We start from the raw sequence: 26886 nt of genomic DNA, 5'->3' as shown, positions 1-26886 counted from the left end.
CCTGGGCATCACGGCTGAGGCCCGACTGGCTGGCGATGATCTGGCTGAACAGCTGCGCGCTGCCCAGCAACTTGCCGATCAGTCCGCTCTTGTTCAGCAGCGAGTTTTCCACTTGCTGGGCCTTGAAGGCCGTTACCAGTTCATCGCGCTTGGCGTTGAAGATCTCCACCTGCTGGGGGTCGCTGGTCACCGCTTGCATGGCTTGCAGGCGCTCGAGCACCAGGCGCTCCTGGGCGGCGATCTTGCTCTCCAGGTCCCCCGCCTTGCCGGACTGGCCCAGGCCGGCGTTGATTTGCACCTGGTTGTTCAGGGTCTCCAGGTCGCGGCGCAGGGCCAGGCTGCTGCCCAGCAGGTCAAGGCTTTGCAGTTCGACCCGAGTGCCCTGGAACTCGCGATAGGAATCGCGCACCAGATAAAAGTTGGTCACCAGCATGGGGACAAAGAACAGCACGCTGATCAGGCTGAACTTCATGCCGAAGCTCAGGCGATTCATCAGCGCGACGGCGGGATAGAGCAAGCTCTTCACAAAGAAGTCTCCCTTTTCTTTTATTTTTATTGGCAGGCAGGCGAAGGCAGCAGATAGCCACTATTCGGCGCTCCGTCTGTATAGCGTAATTTCGGGAGAGGTTTTGTAACTTAAAGTTAATCGCGCCAGGGGGCTGCGGGGAACAAGGGCGAGGGAGCCGGCCCCCTCGCCAGAGGGCTCAGATGAGCACGGTATACAGGGCGAAACCGGCGTACCAGAGCACGGCGGCCCGCAGCAACAGTTCCCAGATGCGATCCAGGCTGTTGATGCCTTCGGGGCCGGCGACTGGCGGCGGGATCTCAGCGGCCACCAGGCCGACCTCCTCCACCAGATGCGCGGCGTCGATGTGCCAGTTGAGCAGTTCGTGGAGCATCACCCGGCCCACCGCCACGAAGTTGCCCACCAGGGCGAAGCTTGCCGCCAGCAGCCGTACCGGCAACCAGTCGAAGGCATGCCGCAGCTGCGCCGCGCGCTCCACCAGCGCCGGGTTCTTGCCATGCTCGGCGGCCAGCGCCAGCAAGCGGTAGCTCAGCGCCGCGACCGGACCCAGCAGGAAGTACCAGAAGATCACCGCGAAGAAGCCCTGGTAGGCCTGCCACAGCAGATGGCCCTGGACTCGCTCCAGCAACTGCTCGCCAGAATCGGCGCAGATGTCCAGGTCACGCTTGGCCACATGCAGCGCCGCTTGCAGGTCCTCGCGCCGCCAGGCATCGCGAAACGGCCCCAGGCCGCCGAGCAAGTCGCCGCGCCCCAGGGCGTAGATCACCACCAGCAGGTGCAGCGGCGCCGCCAGCAAGCCGTAGGCCAGCGGCTGCACGATCAGCAACAGCAAACCGAGCACCAGCACCGGCAGCAGCACCAGCAAGCCCAGCAGGCTCCAGGGACGCCCGGCCATGCGCGGGCTCGACTCCCATCGCGCCAGGCGCGCCAGCCACCAGCCATCGCGCTGCACTTTCTGGCGCAAGGCCGAGAACTTCTCGATCCACACCGCCAGCAGCAACACCAGAAAACTCATTGTCCTTCCCCTTTTTCCAAGGCGGCACGATAGCGTGCCCAGTCGAAAGCCTGGCCCGGATCGGTCTTGCGCCCGGGCGCGATATCGCTATGGCCACAAATCCTGTGTGGCGTGATGGCGCTGAAGGCCGCCTGCAATTGCTCGGTCAACAGATTCAACGCCTGGTACTGGGCATCGGTGAACGGCAGCTCGTCGGTGCCTTCCAGCTCGATGCCCAGGGAAAAGTCGTTGCAGGTCTCGCGCCCCTCGAAACTCGACACCCCGGCATGCCAGGCCCGCTCCAGACAGGAGACAAACTGGGTGACCGCGCCGTCACGTTCGATCAGAAAATGCGCGGACACGCGCAAGTCGGCGATCCCGGCAAAATAGGGATGCTCTGTGACATCGAGGCGATTCTGGAAGAATTCCTGCACCTTGCCGGTGCCGAACTGCCCCGGCGGCAGGCTGATGTTATGGATCACCAGCAGGGAAATCTCGCCCGCCGGGCGTTCATTGAAATTGGGTGACGGACAGTGACGTACGCCATCGCACCAACCCGTGGCAGGGTCCAGCCGCATACCGATTCCTTCAACATAAAGCCTTGAGTGGCCCAGTATGCCGCGATCCCGGTGCCGGTTGCGATCACTTGCCGTGATTGAGACGCCGCAGATGGCCAATCACCGATTCCAGAGCCCGGTCGAACAGCAGGGTGTCGTCCAGGGCGCGTACCGCGCCACGCTGGAATTCCAGGGCCAGGCCCATGCGGGTGCGCTCCAGCACCTTCATCCCGGTACGGTTGACGAAGACGTACTTGGCCACGGGATGGGGAACGATGGCTGCCAGCTTGCAGCGCAGGATGCTGTCTTCATCCTCCTGGAACTCGACCCAGGCCCCCAGGCGCAGCTGGTCGACCAGTTGCAGGCTCGGGTCGTTGACCGGCAAGGCCAGGGGCGCCGCTTCCAGCGGGCCTTCCTCGGCGCTGGGCAGGACGATCTGCTGGGCCACCTCGACCATGTCCGTAGGTGCCGGCTCCCGAGCGACCACGGGCGGTGGCGTGGCCAGGGCCTGGTGCTCGAACGCCTGCAGGTGCAAAAGCTCCAGCTGGGCGAAGAATTCGCTGGTGGCGAAGGGATCGAAGGCCGCGCCACTCAGGCCGTCGCGCAGCCCCTTGAGCAAGCCGGGCACCAGGGCCAGCAGGCGCATGGCGGTATCCGGCTCGGCGTGGCGCTGCACACTCCAGATCAGTTGTTCCATGGTCTGTTCGGCCGCCTGCCACTGCGGCGAGTCGTCGCCGTGCTTCAGGCAACTGAGCAACAGCACCTGGCTCCAGGCATCGCGGATGAAATCCACCACCACCTGGGGCATGACCTTGCCCAGCAAGGCCTGGTTCAGCGCCTGTTCCACCCGGCGCCGGGCCAGCTCGGCCTTGGCCCGGCCTTCTTCGGCATCGCGGGTGCGCTGTTCGAGCAACTCGGCCCGACGACGCTCGTCCGCGGTGAAGGCCAGGAAGTCCGCCAGCAGCTCGGAAAAGATCGCCGGGTCGTCGCGGAACTCGCTCAACAGCCGCTGCACCACTTGTTCGATACGCAGGTACAGGCTGTCACGCTGGTGGTCGTCACAGCCGCCCCAGCCCATGGCTGCGGCGGCGATTTCATTGAGCAGGCGCCGGGCTGGATGGCTGCCACGGCTGAAGAAGCTCTTGTCCAGCACCGCCACCTTGAGCATGGGGATCTGCAGGCGGCCGATCAGCGCCTTGAGCGAGTCCGGCAGGTTGCGGTCGTCAAGGATGCATTCGAACAGCATCGCGATCAGGTTGATCACGTCTTCGTCGGCCACATCCACCACTCGCGACTTGCCGCTCTTGACGCTGACCCGGGTCAGCAGTTGCTCCAGCTGGTTGCGCAGGTCGAAATCGTCCTGGTGGCTGGGTGGCGGCACGTACTGCTGCAGGTGCGAGAGCAGGCGCAGCAGGTCGCGGGTGGAAATCGGCAGGGGCTCGGCACTGGCTTCCAGGGTCGGCGCCACACTGCCGCGCACATGGAGCAACAGGGTCTGCAGGGCAGCGAAGACTTCCTGGACGCTTTCGTCGAAGGGATGTTGTCCGGTTTTACCTGCGCCGCCCTGGCCAGCCTCGTCCTGGACCTCGGCGTGGACCCGGTCCGAAGCACGCCGCGCCGGGGCCGGCAGCAGGTCGGGGAGGATGCCGGTGGCGATCAGCAGCTGGTTGGCCTCGGCATAGAGCTGCTCGGCCTCCCTGAGCACGTAGCGCTCGAACAGCTTGAGGATGATCAGCTTGACCTTGATCTCCACCCCCAGGCTGCGCCCGGCCTGCAGGAAATATTCGCAGAGCAGCGCCGGCCCCAGGGGGTTCTCGCCTTCGGCCAGGCGCCGGCCCAGCAATACTCCCAGGCGTGCGGTCAGGTGCCCCAGGGCGAAGCCGGCCCGGTTGAGCACCCTGGCCACCATGGCCTCCACGGCGACGGTCTTTTCCAGGTCATCGCGGGAGGGTTGCTGCTCCGGGTCGTAGGCCGCGGCATGGGCGATGACCAGGGCCGGGTCGTACTGGACCAGGCCGGCGAAGGCCTCGAAGAACTTCTCGAGAAAGCCGCGCTCGATGCTCTTGCGCTTCAGGCGCAGGTCGCGCATGGCCTCGAACAGGATGTTCTGCTCGATGTTGTCCTGGGCCCGGTCGGCCATCTCGAACAAGGTGTCGTCGGCGTTATCGAACAGCTCTTGCAAGCCATGGCGCAGCTGTTGGGCGGCCTTGTCACGAACCTGAAGCAGAATCACCGGCAGGCGGGCCAACGGCGAAGCGCTCGCCTGATCTGTAGCGGCCTTGTGCAAAGGCACTACATTCCCGTCGTTGTGCATCCACGCCTCCGGAAAAGGTGTTTCTTCGTTTCGATATAAAGGTCCTGCCGAGCCGGTGACGCTCACAACCGACTCTGAGCGAAGGCATAAATGCACTGCGCTGCACTTCATGTAAGGGGAAGCCAAAGACACGTCAAAGCTATGACGTCAATTACAAGTCACATTATCTTGCAAAACTCCCCTGTTGCGCCAGCAGACTCTGTCGACTCCCCGGAAATAACCCTTATGTTTCTAGGAAAAATCTCTCATCCATTCAGACAAAGCGACGAAACACAGGTTCGGCCCGGGCTTGCCGATTAGCCGCCTTGGGTTCGCCGATCCCATGCCCCTATAATCGGCGCACCTTGTTTGTGGAGTCCGTTATGCCGAATCTACGCCTCGCCGACCTGACCGCCGAAATCGAAGCCAACGTGCGCCGCGCACTGCTGGAGGACATCGGCAGCGGCGATATCACCGCGCAACTGATCCCGGCCGAACGCCTGGCCAAGGCCACCATCATTACCCGGGAAGCGGCGGTGATCAGTGGTACCGCCTGGGTCGATGCGGTGTTTCGCCAGCTGGACCCACGGGTCGCCGTGCACTGGCAAGTGGCGGATGGCGAGCGGGTGGTGCCCAACCAGGCGCTGTTCCATCTCGAAGGCCCGGCCCGATCGCTGCTCACCGGCGAGCGCAGCGCCCTGAACTTCCTGCAACTGCTGTCGGGGGTGGCCACCCGCGCCCGCCACCTGGCCGACTTTGTCGCCGATACCCAGGTCAAGCTGCTGGACACCCGCAAGACCCTGCCCGGCCTGCGCCTGGCACAAAAGTACGCAGTCACCTGCGGCGGCTGCCACAACCACCGCATCGGCCTGTATGACGCCTTCCTGATCAAGGAAAACCATATCGCCGCCTGCGGCGGTATCGCCCAGGCGATCAGCGCCGCCCACAAGATCGCCCCGGGCAAGCCGGTGGAGGTGGAAGTGGAAAGCCTGGTGGAATTGAAAGAAGCGCTGGCGGCGGGTGCCGATATCATCATGCTCGACGAGTTGAGCCTGGACGACATGCGCGAGGCCGTGCGCCTGAATGCGGGCCGGGCCAAGCTCGAAGCCAGCGGCGGGATCAACGAGAGCACCTTGCGTCCGATCGCCGAAACCGGCGTGGACTACATCTCCATCGGCGCCATGACCAAGGATGTGAAGGCCCTGGACCTGTCCATGCGCCTGAGCCTCTGAGAACGGCGATGGGCTTGGCGACCAGCGTCAAGAAGCACTCTTGAAGCTGGTCGCCGCTCGTGCTCAATCGTCGATTTCGTTGAGTTCCAGATAGTCCTGAAGATCCATGCCCAGGGCCTCGGCAACCTCCTGGTGCACTTCCAGGCGCATGGCCTTCAGTTCCTCGGGTGTCTCGGCCACCAGGTCGAGTACCAGCTCCCACGGCTCGATGCCGCGAGACTCCGCCTCGTCTTCAAAGGCCCATTGCGCCTGTTGCTTCTGCTCCTCAGGGCTCAGGGCACTGATTTCTTCTTGCAAGGAAGGCGTGGCAGCCAGGTACCTTTCAAGCGCTACGTCGATTCTTGCCTCTTTAGGAATCATCTCGTTCTCTCTGATCATGGGAATGGAGGTGGATCGGGGTCGCTGGGATCTCTGGGCCGCTCGGTTCAACCGGCCTGCAGAGCCATTCGAGATCATCTGAAAACAGCATGCTGGTACTCAGACAGAGACCGAATATAGGGACTTTGGTCGGTGATTTATATGACTCAATGCAGCCTTGTGGGAAAAACCGCGGATTTCCCTGCAACCGTGGCATTCGCTCCGCTTCCCTCGGGAACCAGGTTCGTCGGCCATAGTCATAGCGATGTGCCATACCGGCATCTCACAAGGAACTGCAGTGATGTCCCGTCGCCCTTCTTTTGCCCCCATCCTGTTCGTGACCTGCACCTTGGCCCTGCTGGGCAGTACGGCCCAGGCCGCTGTCGAGTTCGACGACACCCACCCTTCCTCCTACGACAAGCTTGGCACTGTCCATCGAACGCCCAGCGGCGATATCAGCCTGCGCAGCTCGGATTTCAGTAGCGAGGACCTGCAAAAACTGCGGGACGCCTTGAAGAACACCAGCGCCGAGGTGGAAAAGCTCAAACGCACCGTCGACGACCAAGCCAGGACGATTGCCGACCTCAAGCGCAACAACGGCAGTAGTTCGAGCGCTGGTGACCTGTCCGACATCAAGCGTGAACTGCGCGACCAGGGTAGCGATCTGCAACGGCTCCAGCGCGATGTGGATAACCTGAACCGCAAGCTCAGATAACACTTGGCCAGGAACGACAAAGCCCGCGGCAGGCGGGCTTTGTCGAGTGTCAGTGGTGCCGGAGACAGGAATCGAACCTGCGACCTTCGCGTTACGAGTGCGCTGCTCTACCGACTGAGCTACACCGGCGTGGGCTAAACCTAGCACCGGCGCCTGGGGCGCGCCAGGCAAGAGGGCAAAGAGATATCAAGCGCAGATAGCAAAACGCCCCGAACCAGTCGGGGCGTTTGCTTATTCAGCGTAAGGCCAAGGGGGAGATTAAACGCCCGAAGCCTTGGCCGCCGCCACGTCCTTGATGGACAGCTTGATACGGCCGCGGTTGTCCACGTCCAGTACCAGCACTTCCACTTCCTGGCCTTCTTTCAGGATGTCGGTGACTTTCTCTACGCGAGCGTCGCTCAGCATGGAGATGTGCACCAGGCCGTCCTTGCCCGGCAGGATGTTGACGAAGGCGCCGAAGTCGACGATACGCTCGACCTTGCCCAGGTAGATCTTGCCGATCTCGGCTTCTGCGGTGATGCCCAGGACGCGCTGGCGAGCTGCCTCTGCCGCGTCCTTGGTTTCGCCGAAGATCTTGATCGAACCGTCGTCTTCGATGTCGATCGAAGCCTTGGTTTCTTCGCAGATCGCGCGGATGGTGGCGCCGCCTTTACCGATGACGTCACGGATCTTGTCGGTGTCGATCTTCATCGCGATCATGGTCGGAGCGTTAGCCGACAGCTCGGAGCGGGACTGGCCGATCACCTGGTTCATCTGGCCGAGGATGTTCAGGCGAGCTTCCAGGGCCTGGCCCAGGGCGATCTCCATGATTTCTTCGGTAATGCCCTTGATCTTGATGTCCATCTGCAGCGCGGTCACGCCCTTGGCGGTACCGGCCACCTTGAAGTCCATGTCGCCCAGGTGGTCTTCGTCACCCAGGATGTCGGTCAGGACGGCGAACTTCTCGCCTTCCTTCACCAGGCCCATGGCGATACCGGCAACCGGAGCCTTCATTGGCACACCAGCGTCCATCAGGGCCAGGGAGGCACCGCAGACCGAAGCCATGGAGCTGGAACCGTTGGACTCGGTGATTTCCGATACCACACGGATGGTGTACGGGAACGCGTCGGCGTCCGGCAGCATGGCCTGGACGGAACGACGAGCCAGGCGGCCGTGGCCGATTTCACGACGACCGGCACCGCCCATGCGACCACACTCGCCCACCGAGAACGGCGGGAAGTTGTAGTGCAGCATGAAGGGGTCTTTCTTCTCGCCTTCCAGGGTGTCCAGCAGCTGTGCGTCACGGGCAGTACCCAGGGTCGCGACGACCAGGGCCTGGGTTTCGCCACGGGTGAACAGGGCCGAACCGTGGGTCTTGGACAGGACGCCGACTTCGATATTCAGCGGACGCACGGTGCGAGTGTCGCGGCCGTCGATACGTGGCTTGCCGTTGACGATGTTTTCGCGAACGGTGCGGTATTCGATCTCACCGAAAGCCGCCTTGACGTCGGCAGCCGATGGCTGGCCTTCTTCGCCGGAGAGCTTGGCGACCACTTGCTCCTTCAGCTCGCCCAGGCGGGCATAACGGTCGGCCTTGACGGTGATGGTGTAGGCCTGGGAGATGGCGTCGCCGAACTCGGCGCGGATGGCACCCAGCAGCTCGGTGGCTTCGGCGGCAGGCGCCCAGTCCCAAGTTGGCTTGGCGGCTTCGGCGGCCAGTTCCTTGACGGCCTTGATCACCGACTGGAATTCGTCGTGGGCGAACAGCACGGCGCCCAGCATCTGGTCTTCGGTCAGTTCCTTGGCTTCGGACTCAACCATCAGTACCGCTTCTTCGGTACCGGCTACGACCATGTCCAGGCTCGAAGCAGCCAGTTGCTCGTAGGTTGGGTTCAGCAGGTAGCCGGTGCTTTCGTGGAAAGCGACGCGGGCAGCGCCGATCGGGCCGTCGAAAGGAATGCCGGAGATAGCCAGGGCAGCGGAGGTACCGATCATCGCAGCGATGTCCGGATCGGTCTTCTTGCTGGTGGAAACGACGGTGCAGACAACCTGCACTTCGTTCATGAAGCCTTCTGGGAACAGAGGACGGATCGGACGGTCGATCAGACGCGAGGTCAGGGTCTCTTTCTCGGAAGGACGGCCTTCACGCTTGAAGAAACCACCAGGGATCTTGCCGGCGGCGTAGGTTTTTTCCTGGTAGTGGACAGACAGAGGGAAGAAGCCTTTGCCTGGATCGGCTTGCTTGGCACCGACTACGGTCACCAATACGCTGACGTCGTCGTCAACGGTGACCAATACTGCGCCGGAGGCCTGACGGGCGATACGGCCAGTCTCGAGGGTTACGGTCGACTGACCGAACTGGAATTTCTTGATTACCGGGTTCACGGTGTCCTACCTTCTTTGTGGCTCTTGGGGAAACTTGTGTTCTTGCGAAATTCTTGGGCAACGGTGGGAATCGGCCCAGCCTTTATTGTCCAGGTAAAACTGCTTTCCAGATAAAACTTGAGGCTGGAAGCCTGCCATACGCCGGCGGAAAAACCGCTGACGCATGGCAAGCAACCAACCTCATAGCGCAATCGCTGATTAGCGACGCAGACCCAGACGACCGATCAGGGTGCTGTAACGGCTCAGGTCCTTGCCCTTCAGGTAGTCCAGCAGCTTACGACGCTGGTTTACCATGCGGATCAGGCCACGACGGGAGTGGTGGTCTTTACCGTTGGCCTTGAAGTGACCTTGCAGTTTGTTGATGTTGGCGGTCAGCAGTGCAACTTGCACTTCTGGCGAACCAGTATCACCAACAGCTTGCTGGTAGTCGGCTACGATCTGAGCTTTTTCTTCAACGCTGAGTGCCATGTGGGCATTCCTTATATCAGGAAACTGTTCAAGAACAGTTTCAACAGGCCAGGGACAAATCCCTGTATCTAAAAAAGAGTGGTGACCGTGCCTGCTGACAGCCACACTCGCCAGCCCGCTGTTACCCGGACTGGTTTCGGTCACTCTGACCGAATCAGTCGACGCGGCGCGATGCGCCCGTCTTCGCTCACTTCACCGATACCGATGAAGCGACCGTTGTGATCTTGTACGCGCACCATGCCGAACTTCGGTGCATCGGGAGCGCGTACCGGTTGGCCATTGAGCCAGTAGAACGCACTGTGTTCCGAGAAGCGCAGCAACGGCCAATCCTGCAGGCCGCTATCCGATGGCATCAGGAAACGATCAACCGCCTCGTTGCCACCTTCGGCATGCACTGCCTCGAGCTCTTCCAGGGTGACCGTCTGGGCCAGGCTGAAAGGGCCGGCCTGGGTCCGCCGCAGTTCCGCGACGTAAGCACCACAGCCGAGCTTCTCTCCAATATCCTCCACCAGGGTGCGGATATAGGTGCCTTTGCTGCAATCCACCGCCAGGCGGGCGGTGTCACCTTCGCAGGCGAGCAATTCCAGGCGCGCAATAGTAACAGAACGCGGTTCGCGCTCCACCACTTCCCCTGCACGAGCCAGCTTGTAGAGAGGCTGGCCGTCGCGCTTGAGGGCCGAGTACATCGGCGGTATCTGCTTGATTTCACCACGAAATTCCGGCAATACCGCTTCGATATCGGCACGACCAACGGTCACTTCGCGAGTACGCAGGACTTCGCCTTCGGCATCCGCGGTGCTGGTGGTCTTGCCCAATTGCATCAGGGTTTCATAACCCTTGTCGGAATCGAGCAGGTATTGCGAGAACTTGGTGGCCTCGCCGAAGCACAGCGGCAGCACGCCGGTGGCCAGGGGGTCGAGGCTACCGGTATGGCCGGCCTTCTCGGCATTGAGCAGCCAGCGGACTTTCTGCAATGCCGCATTGGAGGTGAAGCCCAGGGGCTTGTCCAACAGGATGATGCCGCTGACGTTACGGCGGATACGCTTGACCTGGGCCACCGCTTACTCCTTGGTGTCTTCAGGAGCAGAGGCTTCGCCGTGCAGGCTGTCTTCAGCCACGGCGCGCTCGATCAGGGCCGACAGGTGCGCGCCACGGGCCACGCTCTCGTCGTAATGGAAGTGCAGTTGCGGCACGCTGCGCAGCTTCATTTCGCGGGCCAGTTGCATGCGCAGGAAACCTGCAGCCGAGTTCAGTACCTTGATGCTCTGGGCGATGGACTCGGCACTTTCCTGGCCCATGACGGTGATGTAGATCTTCGCGTGGCCGACATCGCGGCTGACATCCACGGCGGTGATGGTCACCAGGCCGACGCGTGGGTCCTTGACTTCGCGGCGGATCAGTTGCGCCAGTTCGCGCTGCATCTGATCGCCGATGCGTTGGGTACGGCTATATTCTTTTGCCATGTCTTGTTACCTGTTACTGCCTCACGGCGAAACCCGTGTGGTCTGAAAGCGGCAAACGCCCGGCCTGGCAGAAGCCGGACCGGGCGTTGCGTTTAGAGCCCGCCAGCGCTACCGCGCATTTGCATGCGGCGGTCCATCGGGACTCTTGAAGTGCACGAGTCAGAGGCTGCGAGCAACCTGGACCTTCTCGAAGACTTCGATCTTGTCGCCAACCTTGACGTCGTTGTAGCTCTTGACGCCAATACCGCACTCCATGCCGGCACGAACTTCGGAAGCGTCATCCTTGAAGCGGCGCAGGGATTCCAGCTCGCCTTCGAAGATAACGATGTCCTCACGCAGTACGCGGATCGGACGGTTGCGGTGCACGACACCTTCGATGACCATGCAACCGGCGATCGCACCGAACTTCGGCGAGCGGAACACGTCACGAACCTCGGCGATACCCAGGATGTTCTCCCGAACGTCGCTGCCCAGCATACCGGTCAGGGCTTTCTTGACGTCTTCGATGATGTCGTAGATCACGTTGTAGTAACGCATATCCAGACCTTCCTGCTCGACGATCTTGCGCGCGCCGGCATCGGCACGCACGTTGAAGCCGAACAGTACAGCATTGGAAGCCAGGGCCAGGTTGGCATCGCTCTCGGTGATACCACCGACGCCACCGCCTACTACACGCACTTGCACTTCGTCGTTGCCCAGGCCGTTCAAGGCGCCTTGCAGGGCTTCCAGCGAACCACGGACGTCGGACTTGAGGACGATGTTGAGCGTCTTCTTCTCTTCCTGGCCCATGCTTTCGAAGATGTTTTCCAGCTTGCCGGCGTGGGCGCGGGCCAGCTTGACTTCGCGGAACTTGCCTTGACGGAACAGGGCCACTTCACGGGCCTTCTTCTCGTCAGCCACCACGCTCATCTCGTCGCCAGCGTCCGGGGTACCGTCCAGGCCGAGGATCTCGACCGGAATGGCCGGGCCCGCTTCCTTGATCGGCTTGCCGTTCTCGTCGAGCATGGCGCGCACGCGGCCATAGTTCGAACCGACCAGCACCATGTCACCCTGACGCAGGGTACCGTCCTGAACCAGCACGGTAGCGACTGGGCCACGGCCCTTGTCGAGACGGGATTCGACCACCACGCCACGACCAGGAGCCGAGGGCATCGCGGTGAGTTCCAGTACCTCGGCCTGCAGCAGGACAGCTTCGAGCAGGTCGTCGACGCCAGTACCCATCTTCGCGGAGACCGGCACGAACGGCGTATCGCCACCCCAGTCTTCCGGAGTCACGCCGTGAGTCGCGAGCTCGCTGCGGATACGGTCCAGGTCAGCGCCCGGCTTGTCGATCTTGTTCACCGCGACCACCAGTGGAACACCGGCAGCCTGGGCGTGCTGGACAGCCTCGATGGTTTGCGGCATCACGCCATCGTCCGCCGCGACCACCAGGATCACGATGTCGGTCGCCTTGGCACCACGGGCACGCATCGCGGTAAACGCGGCGTGGCCTGGGGTGTCGAGGAAAGTGACCATGCCACGCTCGGTTTCCACGTGGTAGGCACCGATGTGCTGGGTAATGCCACCGGCTTCGCCCGCAGCCACTTTGGCGCGACGGATGTAGTCCAGCAGCGAAGTCTTACCATGGTCAACGTGGCCCATTACGGTCACGACTGGCGCGCGGGCAACCGCTTCACCTTCGAACTTCAGAGACTCGGCCAGGGAATCTTCCAGGGCGGTGTCGCTGATCAGGGTCACCTTGTGGCCCAGCTCCTCGGCAACCAGCTGGGCAGTTTCCTGGTCCAGTACCTGGTTGATGGTGGCTGGAGTGCCCAGCTTGAACATGAACTTGATGACTTCAGCAGCCTTCACCGACATCTGCTGGGCCAGTTCGCCCACGGTAATGGTCTCGCCGATCTGCACGTCACGAATCACCGGCCCGGTAGGGTTCTGGAAACCGTGAGCGTTGCGTTTCTTCAGCTTGGCCTTGCCGCGACCACCGCGACGGAAACCATCGCTTTCTTCGTCGGTAGTACGCGGGGCAACGCGAGGCGCCGGAGCCTTTTCCTTGACCGAGGCACGATGCGGAGCGTTCTTGCGCTCGCCATCGCCGCCACGGCGGTTGTCGTCGTTGCGGGACTTGTCCGCACGACGCTGATCATCCTTCTTGCGAACATCGGCCACGGGAGCTGGAGCCGCCACTGGAGCCTCCTGCACAGGCTCGACCGCCGCAGGAACAGGCTCCGCGACAGCCTCGACAACAGGCTCGGCAACCGGAGCAGGCTGACGACGTGCTTCTTCTTCGGCGCGGCGCTTGGCTTCTTCTTCAGCCTTTTGACGGGCAGCATTTTCTACTGCGCGACGTTCTTCCAGCTCACGCTGGCGCTCGGCTTCGATTTCTTCCGGGCTGCGCTGCACGAAGACTTTCTTCTTGCGCACTTCAACGCTGATGCTCTTGCTACCAGCGACACGCAGGGTACTGGTGGTCTTGCGCTGCAAAGTGATCTTGCGCGGTTCTTCCACCTTCGCCTTGTGGCTGCTTTTCAGGTGAGTCAGCAGCGATTGCTTCTCGCTGTCGCTCACATGCTCCTCGGCGGCGGTGTGCGGCAGACCTGCCTCACGCATCTGCTGCAGCAGGCGCTCTACCGGTGTTTTGACCTCATCGGCCAGTTGTTTCACCGTGACTTGCGTCATGCACTTCTCTCCTCAGGCCGCGCCTATTACTCGAACCAGTGGGCTCGGGCGGCCATGATCAACTTGCCGGCACGATCATCGTCGATGCCGTCGATGTCGAGCAGGTCGTCAATAGACTGCTCGGCCAGGTCTTCGCGGGTAATTACGCCGCGCACCGCCAGTTCCATCGCCAAATCCTTGTCCATACCCTCGAGCGAGAGCAGGTCTTCGGCCGGATGGGCGTCTGCCAGCTTTTCCTCAGTAGCGATGGCTTTAGTCAACAAACGGTCCTTGGCGCGAGCGCGAAGCTCGTTGACGATGTCTTCGTCAAAGCCGTCGATGTTGAGCATTTCTTCCAACGGTACGTAGGCAATCTCTTCCAGGCTGGTGAAGCCTTCATCAACCAGAACCTGCGCCAGCTCTTCATCGACTTCCAGCTCTTCGATGAAATTGCGCAGGATGTCGCCGGTTTCTGCTTGCTGCTTGGCCTGGATGTCCGATTCGGTCATCACGTTCAGGGTCCAGCCAGTCAATTGGCTGGCCAGGCGCACGTTCTGACCGCCGCGGCCAATGGCTTGGGCCAGGTTGTCAGCGCCAACGGCGATGTCCATGGCATGGGCATCTTCGTCGACGATGATGGCCGCGACTTCGGCCGGCGACATGGCGTTGATCACGAACTGCGCCGGGTTCTCGTCCCACAGGACGATGTCTACGCGCTCACCGCCCAATTCGCCGGAAACGGCCTGGACGCGCGAGCCGCGCATACCGATGCAGGCGCCCTGCGGGTCGATGCGCTTGTCCTTGGAGCGAACGGCGATCTTGGCCCGCGAACCCGGATCACGGGAAGCAGCCATGACTTCGATCAGGCCTTCGGCGATTTCCGGCACTTCGATACGGAACAGCTCGATCAGCATTTCCGGAGCGGTACGCGACAGGATCAGCTGCGGGCCGCGGTTCTCGGTGCGGATTTCCTTGAGCAGCGCGCGCAAGCGCACGCCAACCCGGAAAGTTTCACGGGAGATGATGTCTTCACGAGCCAGCAACGCCTCGGCGTTGTTGCCCAGATCGACGATCACGTTATCCCGGGTCACCTTCTTGACGGTGCCGGAGATGATCTCGCCCAGACGCTCGCGGTAGGCATCCACCACCTGTGCGCGCTCGGCTTCGCGAACCTTCTGCACGATGACCTGCTTGGCGGTCTGGGCAGCGATGCGGCCGAACTCGATGGACTCGATCTTTTCCTCGATCACATCACCGACCTTGGCATCGGGATGAGTCTCGCGGGCCTTGCTCGGCCAGATCTCCACCGCCGGATCATCCAGATCGGCTTCTTCGACCACAGTCCAGCGACGGAAAGTTTCATAGGAACCGGTGTGGCGGTTGATATCCACACGCAAGTCCACTTCGTCTTCAAAACGCTTCTTGGTAGCAGTGGCCAGGGCCAGCTCCAGCGCTTCAAAAATCACGCTTGCCGGTACACCCTTTTCATTGGATACCGACTCAACAACCAGCAGTACTTCTTTGCTCATCGTACGCCTCGCCTTTCGCAAGCCATTGGATCCGCGGGATCCGCGTCTCAGTCAAAACTGGGAATAATGTTGGCCTTGTCGATCATATCGATCGGCAACAGGAACTCGTGGTTATCCACCTGCACCACGACATCCTGCTCCTCCACCCCGCGGAGAAGGCCCTGGAAATTACGCCGGCCTTCGAAGGGCGAGCGCAGTTTGATCTTCACTTGCTCACCGACATACTTGGCAAACTGTTCAAGGGTGAACAGCGGGCGTTCCATGCCAGGAGAGGAAACTTCAAGGGTGTATTCAACGGAGATTGGATCTTCAACGTCCAGGACACCGCTGAGCTGGCGGCTGACGATGGCGCAATCGTCCACCAGTACACCGCCTTCTTTATCGATATAAACGCGCAACAATGAATGGCGGCCCTGAGCCGAAAACTCGATACCCCAGCATTCATAGCCAAGGGCCACGACCACCGGGGCCAACAAGGCCTGCAACTGTTCTAGCTTGCTCGACACCTGAACCCCCTCGTGCATGCTTGTGCAAATAAAAAATGGGCGAAACGCCCATCCCGGAAACGCCGTTGAACAGCGGCGCTATAAAGTGTCCAGCTAACAAAAAGCCCCTGGAAAGGGGCTCTGCTAAAACTGGTTGCGGGGGCCGGATTTGAACCGACGACCTTCGGGTTATGAGCCCGACGAGCTACCAGACTGCTCCACCCCGCGTCAAAGCTGGGCCGAAAGTATACGACTGATCCCATTTTGGGTCAATGTAACCTTCCACCTACAAGAAAGCCCGCAACAGCGGGCTCTCCTGATAATTGGTACCGAGAAGGGGACTCGAACCCCTACACCCTATGGGCACAACCACCTCAAGGTTGCGTGTCTACCAATTCCACCACCTCGGCATAGACTACGTTACTGCATGAAACTCTTCTTACTTCTGCTCTGGAGCTGGAGGTACGTCAGTCGCACTACTGGCCGACTTTTGCTCTTGGAGCACCGGGACATCATCAGAAGCCGGTTTTTGCTTTGGCACTTCTAGTACTGCCGGATCCGGTAGACCTGCCTGAGTCAGCTGATGAGCTTTCTCTTTAGCAAAGTAACCTAACCCCAAGCTGGTTATGAAGAAACCGGCGGCAAGTATAGCAGTAAACTTACTAAGAAAGGTAGAGGAACCTTGGCTTCCGAACACAGTATTTGAAGCACCTGCACCGAAAGACGCGCCAGCTTCCGCACCTTTACCCTGCTGCAGCAAAACCAGAGCGACTACGCCCAAGGCGCCCAGCAGATGAAAAACGACTACGACTGTTTCCAGCATTTTTTCAGTTTCCCGCGGCGCGACAAATCGCACCGAACTCATCTGCATTCAGGGAAGCCCCACCAATGAGCCCCCCATCGATATCCGGCATGCCGAACAATTCGACCGCATTGGCCGCTTTCACGCTGCCGCCGTATAGAAGCCGCACACCTCGTGCCACTTCAGAATTCTCTGCCGCCAACTGCGCGCGGATAGCTGCATGCACATCCTGAGCTTGCTGCGGCGTTGCAGTCAGCCCGGTACCAATGGCCCAGACCGGCTCGTAAGCGATAACAGCATTGGCGAAAGCACCAACGCCCAACTCTTCGATAATGCTGCCCAACTGACGCCCGACGACTTCAAGAGTCTTCCCGGCCTCACGCTGCTCCAGGGTCTCCCCTACACACAGAACCGGCTTCAAACCGCAAGCCTGTGCCGCTGCGAACTTGCGATTGAGAGTCGCATCACGCTCGCCCATCATCTGACGGCGCTCGGAGTGACCAACCAACACCAGGGAACAACCGGCATCTACCAATTGACTCGGGGCAATCTCGCCTGTCAATGCGCCCTGCATCGGCTCTACCGCGGAGTTCTGTGCGCCAACCAAAATTGACTTGCCTTTCAAGCCATCAATCACCTGATTGATATACAAGCAAGGCGGAAACACCGCGACATCAACACCGCTTGGCAAGGCCAGATGACGAAGGCCATTGATCAGCTCAGCGACGCTGGCGCGGGTACCGTGCATCTTCCAGTTACCAGCTACCATAGGGCGACGCATGCTTTACCTCGTCGGTCAAAGTGGGCGCAGATGTTACCCAACCAAAACACCACTGGCAAGCTGAAATCAGGCAGAAACTTCAGCAACCAGTTTTGCCAGCTCATCAGCATAGGCGCGAACCTGGATTTCATCGTCACCTTCGACCATGACCCGCACCAAAGGCTCTGTTCCGGACTTGCGCAGCAGGACCCGACCACGCCCCGCCATCGCGGCGGTCACCCGCTCACAGGCTTCCTTCACCGCAGGGTGCTCGACGGGGCTGTCACCACCACCGAAACGTACATTGACCAGAACCTGTGGACATTTGCGCAGCCCCTGCCGGCACTGGGCCAGGCTTTCGCCGCGAGCCTTGAGCGCCATAAGCACCTGCAGTGCAGCGATGATCGCATCGCCTGTGGTGGCGTGGCGGAAACACACGATGTGCCCGGAGTTCTCACCACCCACCAGCCAGTTGCGCTCCAACAGTTCAGCGATCACGTAGCGATCACCGACATTGGCACGAACAAAAGGAATGCCCAGGTCCGCCAAGGCCAACTCCAGGCCCAGATTACTCATGAGGGTTCCGACCACCCCTCCATGCAGCTTGCCGCGCTCATGCAAGTCGCGAGCGATGATGAACAGTAACTCGTCGCCATCGACGATCGCACCAGTCTGGTCGACCATCAGCACCCGGTCACCATCGCCATCGAAGGCGATGCCCAGGTCCGCATGTTCGGCCAGGACCGCAGCCTGCAACTGCGCCATATGGGTCGAGCCGCAGTTTTCGTTGATATTCAAACCATTGGGCTGCGCCGACAGCACCGTGACCTGAGCGCCCAGCTCACGGAACACGCTCGGCGCAACCTTGTAGGTGGCACCATGGGCGCAGTCGAGAACGATCTTCAGACCCGCAAAGCTGGTGCTGGACGGAACGCTGCTCTTGCAGAATTCGATGTAGCGTCCCGAGGCATCGTTGATTCGCGACACCTTGCCGAGCTTGCTGGACTCCACCACGGTCATGGGCGCATCCAACAACTCCTCGATCATCAACTCGACTTCGTCAGGCAACTTGGTGCCCTCTCCCGAGAAGAACTTGATGCCATTGTCGTCGTGAGGGTTGTGCGACGCGCTGATGACGATGCCCGCTTCCGCGTGGAAAGTACGTGTCAGATAGGCAATCGCCGGGGTCGGCATGGGCCCGAGCAGCATGACATCAGCGCCAGCCGCCGACAGCCCGGCTTCCAGGGCCGATTCGAACATGTAGCCGGAAATTCGCGTGTCCTTGCCCACCAGAACCCGGCAAGCGCCCATGCTGCGAAAAGCCATGCCAGCCGCCCAGCCGAGCTTGAGCATGAAATCGGGAGTAATTGGGTATTCGCCCACACGGCCACGAATGCCGTCGGTGCCAAAGTATTTCTTAGTCATAGATACTCCATCATTCTTATTCGGCGAATTCCACAGCCGTAATCATTCGCACCACATCCACGGTCTCGGCGACATCATGGACGCGGATAATTTTCGCTCCCTTGGCTACGGCCAGCGCCGCCAATGCCAGGCTGCCATGCAGCCGTTCGCCTACGGGACGCTCAAGGGCCTTGCCGATCATGCTCTTGCGCGAGACGCCCACCAGCAGCGGCCGCCCCAGGGAATGCAGGGCCTGCATATGCTTGAACAAACTCAGATTGTGCTGCAGGGTCTTCGCGAAACCAAAACCAGGATCGAGGATGATCCGCTGCGCATCAATTCCTGCCGCCGCACAGGCATCCATGCGCTCAGCCAGGAATGCGCCCACTTCACGGGTCACATCCTGATAATGCGGGCTGTCCTGCATATCTCCCGGCTCGCCGAGCATATGCATCAGGCATACGGGCAGGCCACTGGCGGCGGCGGCATCCAGAGCGCCGTCCCGACGAAGAGAACGCACATCATTGATCAACCCAGCACCAAGCCGCGCAGTCTCCCGCATGACAGCTGGCGTCGAAGTATCAACGGAAATGATCACGTCCAGCTCGCGGCCAATCCGCTCGACCACTGGCGCCACTCGCTCCAACTCTTCTAAAGGCGACACTGCTCGTGCCCCTGGGCGAGTCGATTCTCCGCCTATATCGATCAGCGTAGCGCCGGCCGCAACCATGGCCTCAGCGTGGCGCAAAGCCACATCCAGCTGATTGAACCGGCCGCCGTCGGAAAAGGAATCGGGAGTGACATTCAAGATACCCATGACATGCACACGGGCCAAATCAAGAACCCGGTTGCCGCAAGGCAACCGGGTGGAGGAAGAAACAGAAGTCATTTAAAACCTTAGTGATCGGCGGCAGGGCCACCGATAGGTGTTTCCGGACGTTCGTTCTGCACCACTGGAGGTGTAGTACCCGAGCCACCTTCCCAGTCACGAGGTTCACGTGGAGTGCGCCCGGCCATGATGTCGTCGATCTGGTCGGCATCGATGGTTTCGTACTTCATCAAGGCGTCGGCCATGGCATCCAGCTTGTCGCGGTTGTCGGTAAGGATCTGCTTGGCGGTGCCATAGCACTGATCGATGATGCTGCGAACTTCGGAGTCGATCAGCTTCGCCGTTTCAGCGGACAGGCTGGCATGCTGGCTAGCCGCGCTACGACCCAGGAACACTTCGCCCTCTTCTTCCGCATACATCAGCGGCCCCAGCTTCTCGGAAAGCCCCCACTTGGTCACCATGTTCCGAGCAATCTGACTGGCCCGCATGATGTCATTGGAGGCGCCAGTGGTTACGCCATCGAAGCCCAGGGTCATTTCCTCGGCGATACGGCCACCGTAGAGCGAGCAGATCTGGCTGATCAAGGCGCGCTTGGACAGACTGTAGCGATCCTCCTCCGGCAGGAACATGGTGACGCCCAAAGCCCGCCCACGAGGGATGATCGAGACCTTGTAGACAGGATCATGCTCAGGCACTACACGACCGACGATGGCATGACCAGCTTCGTGGTAGGCGGTGTTCTGCTTTTCTTTCTCGGACATGACCATCGATTTGCGCTCGGCGCCCATCATGATCTTGTCCTTGGCCAGTTCGAACTCTTTCATTTCGACAATGCGTTTGCCGCCACGCGCAGCGAACAACGAAGCCTCGTTGACCAGGTTGGCCAGGTCAGCACCGGAGAATCCCGGGGTACCGCGCGCGATCACTGCAGGAGCAACGTCGTCGCCCATCGGCACCTTGCGCATGTGTACCTTGAGGATCTGCTCGCGACCACGAATGTCCGGCAGGCCAACCACCACCTGGCGGTCGAAACGACCAGGACGCAACAGCGCAGGGTCCAGCACATCAGGACGGTTGGTCGCGGCGATCACGATGATGCCGTCATTCATTTCGAAGCCATCCATCTCCACCAGCAACTGGTTGAGAGTCTGCTCACGCTCATCATGACCGCCGCCCATGCCAGCACCACGGTGACGACCGACAGCATCGATCTCATCGATGAAGATGATGCAAGGAGCATGTTTCTTGGCCTGTTCGAACATATCGCGAACACGGCTGGCACCCACGCCGACGAACATCTCGACGAAATCGGAACCGGAAATAGTGAAGAACGGTACCTTCGCCTCACCGGCAATAGCCTTGGCCAGCAAAGTCTTACCAGTACCTGGCGGACCGACCATCAGCACGCCACGAGGAATACGACCACCCAAGCGCTGGAACTTGCCCGGATCACGCAGGAATTCGACCAGCTCACCAACCTCTTCCTTGGCTTCGTCGCAACCGGCAACGTCAGCCAAGGTAGTCTTCACCTGATCCTCGGACAGCAGGCGCGCCTTGCTCTTGCCGAAGCTCATCGGCCCGCCCTTGCCGCCAGCACCACCTTGCATCTGGCGCATGAAGAACATGAAGACCGCGATGATCACCAGGATCGGGAAGCTGGCCACCAGCAATTGGGTCCAGATGCTCTGCTGCTCAGGCTGCTTGCCTTCGACCACTACATGGTTATCCACCAAATCGCCGATCAGGCCGTTATCCTGGATCGCGGGACGGATGGTCTTGAAGCTGTCGCCATCGTTGCGCTTGCCAGTGATCACATAACCGTCAACGGCGACTCGTTCGACCTTGCCATCCTTAACTTGTTGAATAAAGTCGGAATAGTTGAGGGTCTGCGGCTCGTTAGGGCTGGAGAAGTTGTTCATCACCGTCACCAGGACAGCCGCGATGATCAACCAAAGGATCAGATTCTTTGCCATGTCGTTCAATTAACTACCCTCTGAAGCAAGCTCCGCTACTGGCGCGCGCTTCGCATGATATTCACCGGCCTAACTTACTACATTACCTACAGCTCTGGCAGGCGCCGTCTGTAACCCTATGTGAAACCTAGACTACACAATATTCGCTCAATCCAAGGGGGCGAAATACGAAAATCCTATCGCCCCGCCCAAAACCGTCACTTACTCGGCCCGACCACGAAAGCCACGCCCCAGCAGGTACTGTTCCCTGGAACGATCACGGGAAGATGTCGGCTTGCGCATCTGCACTTTCTCGAACATCTGCCGGACATTCTTGTGGAACTCATCAAAACCCTCTCCCTGGAAGATCTTGATCAGGAAGTCACCACCCGGACGCAGCACCCGACCGGCAAGATCCAGAGCCAACTCGCACAAGAACATCGCTCGCGGCATGTCTACAGCTGGTAATCCACTCATATTGGGGGCCATGTCGGAAATCACAAGATCGACCTCGGAATTTCCTACAGCTTCAAGAATGCGCGCGAATACTTGGTCTTCGGTGAAATCCCCCTGGATGAAAGTCACATCAGGGATGCTATCCATTTCCAGGATATCGGAAGCGATCAATCTCCCCTGACCACCAATCAGACGACTGGTCACCTGAGACCAGCCCCCCGGAGCCGCGCCCAAGTCGATAACACTCATGCCTGGACGGATCAGGCGATCCTTTTCCTGGATTTCCAGCAACTTATAGCTGGCACGGGAACGGTACCCATCTTTTTGCGCCATTTTGACGAATGGGTCGTTGAAATGTTCTTTCAGCCAGTTATGGCTAGTCTTGGAACGGGCCACAGGCCACCTCAAAAGTAAAACGCGTCGTGATTAACTGGGCGGTCCCGGACTCGCTCGGGTAAACTGGCCGCCGCTTTTTTCAAGATCAGACGCAGGGGTCAGATTATGCCGCTCACTCAAGAGCAGAAGAAACAGTTCAAATCCATTGGCCACCATCTGAAACCAGTATTGACTGTGGCTGATAACGGTTTGACCGAAGGTGTACTAGCCGAACTTGAACGCGCCTTGAGCGATCACGAGCTGATCAAGATCAAGCTCAACATCCTCGAGCGCGAATCGCGCCAGGAAGCCATCACCGAGCTGTGCAAGGCCGGCAAGGCAGACCTGGTGCAATCCATCGGTAAAATGGCGTTGATCTACCGCAAGAATGCCAAGGTAAACAAGCAGCTGTCGAACGTCCATCGCTTCAGCTGACGTCGACTCGGGTCAAGGGTGTGCTTGTCGCACCCTGCCACCCCACCCCGGCACCGGCTGCAAGACCAGCAGCAAACCGGAAAACCCCAGGACCAGATAGCTGAACAGCTGCCAGCGCTGAGACTCAGGCAACAGTATGTGCACAGCAAAATACATCGCACATGCGTACGTCGCCATCAACAGCAGTTGCCCCCGAATGTCCCGCCACAAGCTCTGTAGCCCCTCGGACTGGATCAACACCAGCGTCTGAAGGACCAGGCACACCGCTGAAAAGCCCACCAGCAGCGCACTGAGCAGCGTCGAGATCTCCTCGATCAGCAACGGCGCAAGGCCAATCCGCCCAAGGGCCGGCAGCAGCCCAAGATGCAGCAGCCACAAGCCGCCGACCCACAACATCTGGGTCAGCTGCCAAAGCATGGCGCCCGCATGCAACGGGCGCCTTCTTTCAGATGTGACGAACTTCGACAATCTCATACTCGATAACGCCACTAGGCGTTGTGACCGCCACCACGTCGCCTTCTTCCTTGGCGATCAGGGCACGGGCGATTGGCGAAGCAACGGAGATTTTGCCGAGCTTGATATCAGCCTCGTCTTCACCAACGATCTGGTAGGTCACGCTTTCATCGGTCTCGACGTTGGCGATCTCCACCGTGGTGCCAAAGATCACCTTGCCAGTATGGGCGATGGTCGTGACATCGATGACCACCGAATTCTGCAGGCGGCCTTCGATATCGCGGATCCGCGCCTCGACCATGCCCTGCTGCTCGCGCGCAGCATGGTATTCGGCGTTTTCCTTCAGGTCACCCAGCTCGCGGGCCGTGCCGATGTCCTGGCTGAGCTTCGGACGCACGACCTTGGTCAGGTGAGCATGCTCTTCTTCCAGGGCGCGAGCGCCCTGGACGGTCATTGGGTATTTATTCATGCCTTCAATCCTGCGTGTAGATCCTGCAAGCGCCGCACGGTTTTTTCAGGACCGAACTTCAGCGCTTCGCAGATAGCTTCGCCAGCAGCGATCGTAGTGGTGCAGTAGATCTTGTGCTGCAAGGCGTTACGACGAATGGAGTAGGAATCAGCGATCGATTGACGACCTTCAGTGGTGTTGATGATCAGGGTGACTTCGTCGTTCTTGATCATATCGACCACATGCGGACGACCTTCAGTCACCTTGTTCACACGACGCACTTTCAGGCCGGCCGCCTCGATCACCTTGGCAGTGCCCGCAGTGGCCACTACTTCGAAGCCCAAGTTGATCAGATCACGGGCCACGCCCGCAACCAGGGGCTTGTCGTCATCCCGCACACTGATGAACGCGGTACCGCCGGTAGGCAGGACCTCGCTGGCCCCCATCTGGGCCTTGGCGAAGGCTTCGCCGAAGGTATCGCCGACGCCCATCACCTCGCCGGTGGATTTCATTTCCGGGCCGAGGATCGGGTCGACACCCGGGAACTTCGCAAACGGGAACACCGCTTCCTTGACGCTGTAGAAGTTCGGAATGATTTCCTGGGTGAAACCCAACTCTTTCAGCGACTTACCGGCCATGACACGGGCCGCGATCATCGCCAGAGAAGTACCGATGCACTTGGAAACGAACGGCACGGTACGCGAAGCGCGTGGGTTGACCTCGATCACGTAGATCTTGTCGCCTTGGAGTGCCAGCTGCACGTTCATCAGGCCGACTACACCCAACTCAAGGGCCATCTTCTTGACCTGTACGCGGACTTCGTCCTGCACTTCCTTGCTCAGCGAGTAAGGCGGCAACGAGCAAGCAGAGTCACCAGAGTGAACACCCGCTTGCTCGATGTGCTGCATGATCGCGCCGATCACCACGTCGGTACCGTCGCAGACCGCATCCACGTCCATCTCGATGGCACAGTTGAGGAAGTGGTCGAGCAGCACAGGGCTGTCGTTGGACACCTGTACCGCTTCGCGCAGGTAGCGCTTGAGCTCATCCAGCTCGTAGACGATCTCCATGGCGCGACCGCCCAGCACGTAGGACGGGCGAACCACCAGTGGATAACCGATAGCACCAGCGGCACGAATGGCCTCGTCTTCGCTGCGCACGGTAGCGTTCGGCGGCTGCAGCAGGTTCAGGCGCTGGACCATCTGCTGGAAGCGCTCGCGGTCTTCGGCACGGTCAATGGCGTCAGGGCTGGTGCCGATGATCGGCACGCCGGCCTCTTCCAGGGCACGCGCCAGCTTCAACGGAGTCTGGCCACCGTAGTGGACGATCACGCCCTTCGGCTTCTCGACCCGCACCACTTCCAGCACGTCTTCCAAGGTCAGTGGCTCGAAGTACAGGCGATCGGAGGTGTCGTAGTCAGTGGAAACGGTTTCCGGGTTGCAGTTGACCATGATGGTCTCGTAACCATCTTCGCGCAGGGCCAGCGCCGCGTGCACGCAGCAGTAGTCGAATTCGATGCCCTGGCCGATACGGTTCGGACCGCCGCCCAGGATCATGATCTTGTCACGGGTCGACGGGTTGGCCTCGCACTCCTCCTCGTAGGTCGAGTACAGGTACGCAGTGTCGGTGGCGAACTCGGCCGCACAGGTGTCGACACGCTTGTAGACCGGGAACACTTCCAGCTTGTGGCGGTGACGACGCAGGTTCTTGTCGGTGATACCCAGCAACTTGGCCAGACGCTGGTCCGAGAAGCCCTTGCGCTTCAGGCGCAGCATCAGCGCCTTGTCGATGTTGGCCAGCCCCAGGGTCTTGACCTTCTCTTCTTCCTTGATCAGGTCTTCCATCTGCACCAGGAACCAGTGATCGATACCGGTCAGGGCGTAGATTTCGTCGCAGCTCATGCCCGAACGCAGGGCGTCAGCCACGTACCAGATGCGCTCGGCACCCGGAACGGTCAGCTCGCGCTTGAGGATGGCGGCAGCCTCTGGGCTGGCCAGGTCGACCTTGGGATCCAGGCCGCAAACACCGACTTCCAGGCCACGCAGGGCTTTCTGCAGCGACTCCTGGAAGGTACGGCCGATGGCCATGACTTCACCCACGGATTTCATCTGGGTGGTCAGGCGGGCGTCGGCTTTCGGGAATTTCTCGAAGGCGAAGCGCGGCAGCTTGGTCACTACGTAGTCGATCGACGGCTCGAAGGACGCCGGGGTGCGACCACCGGTAATGTCGTTCTGCAACTCGTCGAGGGTGTAGCCGACAGCCAGCTTGGCGGCGATCTTGGCGATCGGGAAGCCGGTAGCCTTGGAAGCCAGGGCCGAGGAACGCGATACCCGCGGGTTCATCTCGATCACGACCATGCGGCCAGTGTTCGGGCAGATACCGAACTGCACGTTGGAACCACCGGTCTCGACGCCGATTTCACGCAGCACCGCCAGCGAGGCGTTGCGCATGATCTGGTATTCCTTGTCGGTCAGGGTCTGGGCCGGAGCGACGGTGATCGAGTCGCCGGTGTGCACGCCCATCGGATCGAAGTTCTCGATGGAGCAGACGATGATGCAGTTGTCCTTCTTGTCACGGACCACCTCCATCTCGTATTCCTTCCAGCCGATCAGCGATTCGTCGATCAGCAGCTCCTTGGTTGGCGACAGGTCCAGGCCACGGGCGCAGATTTCTTCGAACTCTTCACGGTTGTAGGCAATACCACCACCGGTGCCGCCCATGGTGAAGGACGGACGAATGATGCAAGGGAAGCCCAGCTTGTCGAGGACCGCATTGGCTTCCTCCATGCTGTGGGCGATACCGGAACGTGGGCACTCCAGGCCGATGGCCTTCATCGCCTGGTCGAAACGCGAGCGGTCTTCGGCCTTGTCGATGGTATCGGCGTTGGCGCCGATCATTTCCACACCGAACTTCTCCAGGACGCCTTCGCGCTCCAGGTCCAGGGCGCAGTTCAGCGCGGTCTGGCCACCCATGGTCGGCAGCAGGGCGTCAGGACGCTCCTTCTCGATGATCTTGGCCACCGATTGCCACTTGATCGGCTCGATGTAGGTGGCATCGGCCATGGCCGGGTCGGTCATGATGGTGGCCGGGTTGGAGTTCACCAGGATGACGCGGAAACCTTCTTCGCGCAGGGCCTTGCAGGCCTGGGCGCCGGAATAGTCGAACTCGCAGGCCTGGCCGATCACGATCGGGCCAGCGCCGAGAATCAGGATACTTTTAATGTCTGTACGTTTTGGCATGGTTGTCACTCAAATCCGCAGGTCAGTCGGCAAGCCGTCTTGAACATTCTCTGAGGCGCCCGAGGGGACTCCACCGGTTCACCGGGGCCGCCCTCGGG

Annotated in this window: 23 protein-coding genes and 3 tRNA genes; 3 read left to right on the top strand and 23 right to left on the bottom strand. The window is 60.4% G+C overall.

The window, feature by feature from the left end:
- Nucleotides 1-704: 704 nt before the first annotated feature.
- From ampE to ACK6AU_RS06970, 3 genes are all read right to left on the bottom strand, one after another.
- Nucleotides 705-1541 (bottom strand): regulatory signaling modulator protein AmpE, encoded by an 837-nt coding sequence (gene ampE, locus ACK6AU_RS06980; RefSeq protein ID WP_185699063.1) that lies wholly within the window; start codon nucleotides 1539-1541, stop codon nucleotides 705-707.
- Nucleotides 1538-2098, bottom strand: coding sequence for a 1,6-anhydro-N-acetylmuramyl-L-alanine amidase AmpD (ampD, locus tag ACK6AU_RS06975; protein ID WP_022642186.1), 561 nt, complete (start codon nucleotides 2096-2098; stop codon nucleotides 1538-1540). Before ampD ends, ampE begins: the two co-directional genes overlap by 4 nt.
- A gap of 64 nt (nucleotides 2099-2162) precedes the next feature.
- On the bottom strand, nucleotides 2163-4391 hold the full coding sequence (locus ACK6AU_RS06970) for a DUF1631 domain-containing protein (protein ID WP_409298437.1): 2229 nt from the start codon (nucleotides 4389-4391) through the stop codon (nucleotides 2163-2165).
- A 362-nt stretch (nucleotides 4392-4753) separates the two neighbouring features.
- Between ACK6AU_RS06970 and nadC the strand changes: the two genes are divergently transcribed.
- Nucleotides 4754-5602 carry a carboxylating nicotinate-nucleotide diphosphorylase gene (nadC, locus tag ACK6AU_RS06965; protein ID WP_185699060.1) on the top strand — a complete coding sequence of 283 codons (849 nt, stop codon included), beginning with the start codon at nucleotides 4754-4756 and terminating at the stop codon, nucleotides 5600-5602.
- A gap of 63 nt (nucleotides 5603-5665) precedes the next feature.
- Here nadC and ACK6AU_RS06960 read toward each other — a convergent pair whose 3' ends face one another.
- Nucleotides 5666-5962 (bottom strand): DUF6388 family protein, encoded by a 297-nt coding sequence (locus ACK6AU_RS06960; RefSeq protein WP_031320853.1) that lies wholly within the window; start codon nucleotides 5960-5962, stop codon nucleotides 5666-5668.
- Between the two features lie 298 nt (nucleotides 5963-6260).
- Here ACK6AU_RS06960 and ACK6AU_RS06955 point away from each other — a divergent pair, with 298 nt between their 5' ends.
- A complete protein-coding gene (locus tag ACK6AU_RS06955) occupies nucleotides 6261-6674 on the top strand; it encodes a hypothetical protein (protein WP_409298434.1) in 414 nt (137 codons plus the stop codon).
- A gap of 53 nt (nucleotides 6675-6727) precedes the next feature.
- Here the strand turns inward: ACK6AU_RS06955 and ACK6AU_RS06950 are convergent.
- The 16 genes from ACK6AU_RS06950 to rlmE form a co-directional block, all read right to left on the bottom strand.
- A tRNA-Thr gene (locus tag ACK6AU_RS06950) sits at nucleotides 6728-6803 on the bottom strand.
- Between the two features lie 129 nt (nucleotides 6804-6932).
- On the bottom strand, nucleotides 6933-9038 hold the full coding sequence (gene pnp / locus ACK6AU_RS06945; protein WP_409298432.1) for a polyribonucleotide nucleotidyltransferase: 2106 nt from the start codon (nucleotides 9036-9038) through the stop codon (nucleotides 6933-6935).
- Between the two features lie 198 nt (nucleotides 9039-9236).
- Nucleotides 9237-9506 (bottom strand): 30S ribosomal protein S15, encoded by a 270-nt coding sequence (gene rpsO, locus ACK6AU_RS06940; RefSeq protein WP_022642180.1) that lies wholly within the window; start codon nucleotides 9504-9506, stop codon nucleotides 9237-9239.
- Between the two features lie 140 nt (nucleotides 9507-9646).
- Nucleotides 9647-10564, bottom strand: coding sequence for a tRNA pseudouridine(55) synthase TruB (gene truB / locus ACK6AU_RS06935; RefSeq protein WP_185699057.1), 918 nt, complete (start codon nucleotides 10562-10564; stop codon nucleotides 9647-9649).
- Nucleotides 10565-10567: 3 nt separating this feature from the next.
- The gene (gene rbfA / locus ACK6AU_RS06930; protein ID WP_185699056.1) at nucleotides 10568-10969 is read right to left on the bottom strand and encodes a 30S ribosome-binding factor RbfA; all 402 of its coding nucleotides are present in this window, start codon (nucleotides 10967-10969) and stop codon (nucleotides 10568-10570) included.
- Between the two features lie 159 nt (nucleotides 10970-11128).
- The gene (gene infB, locus ACK6AU_RS06925) at nucleotides 11129-13642 is read right to left on the bottom strand and encodes a translation initiation factor IF-2 (RefSeq protein ID WP_185699055.1); all 2514 of its coding nucleotides are present in this window, start codon (nucleotides 13640-13642) and stop codon (nucleotides 11129-11131) included.
- Between the two features lie 26 nt (nucleotides 13643-13668).
- Nucleotides 13669-15150 (bottom strand): transcription termination factor NusA, encoded by a 1482-nt coding sequence (nusA, locus tag ACK6AU_RS06920; RefSeq protein ID WP_185699054.1) that lies wholly within the window; start codon nucleotides 15148-15150, stop codon nucleotides 13669-13671.
- Nucleotides 15151-15197: 47 nt separating this feature from the next.
- Complete coding sequence (gene rimP, locus ACK6AU_RS06915; protein ID WP_053137000.1) at nucleotides 15198-15656, bottom strand: ribosome maturation factor RimP; 459 nt, start codon at nucleotides 15654-15656, stop codon at nucleotides 15198-15200.
- Between the two features lie 130 nt (nucleotides 15657-15786).
- Nucleotides 15787-15863, bottom strand: a tRNA-Met gene (locus tag ACK6AU_RS06910).
- 96 nt (nucleotides 15864-15959) lie between these two features.
- Nucleotides 15960-16045 (bottom strand) — tRNA-Leu (locus ACK6AU_RS06905).
- Nucleotides 16046-16074: 29 nt separating this feature from the next.
- A complete protein-coding gene (gene secG, locus ACK6AU_RS06900) occupies nucleotides 16075-16458 on the bottom strand; it encodes a preprotein translocase subunit SecG (protein ID WP_185697786.1) in 384 nt (127 codons plus the stop codon).
- 4 nt (nucleotides 16459-16462) lie between these two features.
- Nucleotides 16463-17218 carry a triose-phosphate isomerase gene (gene tpiA, locus ACK6AU_RS06895; RefSeq protein ID WP_185697785.1) on the bottom strand — a complete coding sequence of 252 codons (756 nt, stop codon included), beginning with the start codon at nucleotides 17216-17218 and terminating at the stop codon, nucleotides 16463-16465.
- 66 nt (nucleotides 17219-17284) lie between these two features.
- Nucleotides 17285-18622, bottom strand: coding sequence for a phosphoglucosamine mutase (glmM, locus tag ACK6AU_RS06890; protein WP_409298427.1), 1338 nt, complete (start codon nucleotides 18620-18622; stop codon nucleotides 17285-17287).
- Nucleotides 18623-18638: 16 nt separating this feature from the next.
- Nucleotides 18639-19490, bottom strand: coding sequence for a dihydropteroate synthase (gene folP / locus ACK6AU_RS06885; protein WP_409298425.1), 852 nt, complete (start codon nucleotides 19488-19490; stop codon nucleotides 18639-18641).
- An 8-nt stretch (nucleotides 19491-19498) separates the two neighbouring features.
- A complete protein-coding gene (gene ftsH / locus ACK6AU_RS06880; protein ID WP_053136931.1) occupies nucleotides 19499-21403 on the bottom strand; it encodes an ATP-dependent zinc metalloprotease FtsH in 1905 nt (634 codons plus the stop codon).
- A gap of 201 nt (nucleotides 21404-21604) precedes the next feature.
- On the bottom strand, nucleotides 21605-22234 hold the full coding sequence (rlmE, locus tag ACK6AU_RS06875; protein ID WP_185697782.1) for a 23S rRNA (uridine(2552)-2'-O)-methyltransferase RlmE: 630 nt from the start codon (nucleotides 22232-22234) through the stop codon (nucleotides 21605-21607).
- A gap of 105 nt (nucleotides 22235-22339) precedes the next feature.
- Between rlmE and ACK6AU_RS06870 the strand changes: the two genes are divergently transcribed.
- Nucleotides 22340-22648: a YhbY family RNA-binding protein gene (locus ACK6AU_RS06870; protein ID WP_185697781.1), complete on the top strand. Its 309-nt coding sequence runs from the start codon at nucleotides 22340-22342 to the stop codon at nucleotides 22646-22648.
- 12 nt (nucleotides 22649-22660) lie between these two features.
- Here ACK6AU_RS06870 and ACK6AU_RS06865 read toward each other — a convergent pair whose 3' ends face one another.
- The 3 genes from ACK6AU_RS06865 to carB are packed head-to-tail and all read right to left on the bottom strand — an operon-like array spanning nucleotide 22661 to nucleotide 26788.
- A complete protein-coding gene (locus ACK6AU_RS06865; RefSeq protein WP_185697807.1) occupies nucleotides 22661-23065 on the bottom strand; it encodes an MFS transporter in 405 nt (134 codons plus the stop codon).
- 28 nt (nucleotides 23066-23093) lie between these two features.
- A complete protein-coding gene (greA, locus tag ACK6AU_RS06860; protein WP_185697780.1) occupies nucleotides 23094-23570 on the bottom strand; it encodes a transcription elongation factor GreA in 477 nt (158 codons plus the stop codon).
- The gene (gene carB / locus ACK6AU_RS06855) at nucleotides 23567-26788 is read right to left on the bottom strand and encodes a carbamoyl-phosphate synthase large subunit (protein WP_185697779.1); all 3222 of its coding nucleotides are present in this window, start codon (nucleotides 26786-26788) and stop codon (nucleotides 23567-23569) included. Before carB ends, greA begins: the two co-directional genes overlap by 4 nt.
- Nucleotides 26789-26886 lie beyond the last annotated feature (98 nt).

The organism is Pseudomonas sp. KCJK8993 (assembly GCF_046230915.1).
Lineage (GTDB): Bacteria > Pseudomonadota > Gammaproteobacteria > Pseudomonadales > Pseudomonadaceae > Aquipseudomonas > Aquipseudomonas piscis.
Note: the sequence above shows the minus strand (reverse complement) of the source record. Positions and strands in the feature narration are given on the sequence as shown.

What these genes read in the sequence shown, in the direction of transcription:
- greA (WP_185697780.1), bottom strand. Translation starts at nt 23,570, where the DNA reads ATGAATAAATACCCAATGACCGTCCAGGGCGCTCGCGCCCTGGAAGAA.
- ftsH (WP_053136931.1), bottom strand. Translation starts at nt 21,403, where the DNA reads ATGGCAAAGAATCTGATCCTTTGGTTGATCATCGCGGCTGTCCTGGTG.
- ACK6AU_RS06955 (WP_409298434.1), top strand. Translation starts at nt 6,261, where the DNA reads ATGTCCCGTCGCCCTTCTTTTGCCCCCATCCTGTTCGTGACCTGCACC.
- folP (WP_409298425.1), bottom strand. Translation starts at nt 19,490, where the DNA reads ATGACTTCTGTTTCTTCCTCCACCCGGTTGCCTTGCGGCAACCGGGTT.
- carB (WP_185697779.1), bottom strand. Translation starts at nt 26,788, where the DNA reads ATGCCAAAACGTACAGACATTAAAAGTATCCTGATTCTCGGCGCTGGC.
- ACK6AU_RS06960 (WP_031320853.1), bottom strand. Translation starts at nt 5,962, where the DNA reads ATGATTCCTAAAGAGGCAAGAATCGACGTAGCGCTTGAAAGGTACCTG.
- secG (WP_185697786.1), bottom strand. Translation starts at nt 16,458, where the DNA reads ATGCTGGAAACAGTCGTAGTCGTTTTTCATCTGCTGGGCGCCTTGGGC.
- rpsO (WP_022642180.1), bottom strand. Translation starts at nt 9,506, where the DNA reads ATGGCACTCAGCGTTGAAGAAAAAGCTCAGATCGTAGCCGACTACCAG.
- ampE (WP_185699063.1), bottom strand. Translation starts at nt 1,541, where the DNA reads ATGAGTTTTCTGGTGTTGCTGCTGGCGGTGTGGATCGAGAAGTTCTCG.
- tpiA (WP_185697785.1), bottom strand. Translation starts at nt 17,218, where the DNA reads ATGCGTCGCCCTATGGTAGCTGGTAACTGGAAGATGCACGGTACCCGC.
- glmM (WP_409298427.1), bottom strand. Translation starts at nt 18,622, where the DNA reads ATGACTAAGAAATACTTTGGCACCGACGGCATTCGTGGCCGTGTGGGC.
- infB (WP_185699055.1), bottom strand. Translation starts at nt 13,642, where the DNA reads ATGACGCAAGTCACGGTGAAACAACTGGCCGATGAGGTCAAAACACCG.
- nadC (WP_185699060.1), top strand. Translation starts at nt 4,754, where the DNA reads ATGCCGAATCTACGCCTCGCCGACCTGACCGCCGAAATCGAAGCCAAC.
- ACK6AU_RS06865 (WP_185697807.1), bottom strand. Translation starts at nt 23,065, where the DNA reads ATGCTTTGGCAGCTGACCCAGATGTTGTGGGTCGGCGGCTTGTGGCTG.
- rbfA (WP_185699056.1), bottom strand. Translation starts at nt 10,969, where the DNA reads ATGGCAAAAGAATATAGCCGTACCCAACGCATCGGCGATCAGATGCAG.
- ACK6AU_RS06870 (WP_185697781.1), top strand. Translation starts at nt 22,340, where the DNA reads ATGCCGCTCACTCAAGAGCAGAAGAAACAGTTCAAATCCATTGGCCAC.
- ampD (WP_022642186.1), bottom strand. Translation starts at nt 2,098, where the DNA reads ATGCGGCTGGACCCTGCCACGGGTTGGTGCGATGGCGTACGTCACTGT.
- nusA (WP_185699054.1), bottom strand. Translation starts at nt 15,150, where the DNA reads ATGAGCAAAGAAGTACTGCTGGTTGTTGAGTCGGTATCCAATGAAAAG.
- ACK6AU_RS06970 (WP_409298437.1), bottom strand. Translation starts at nt 4,391, where the DNA reads ATGCACAACGACGGGAATGTAGTGCCTTTGCACAAGGCCGCTACAGAT.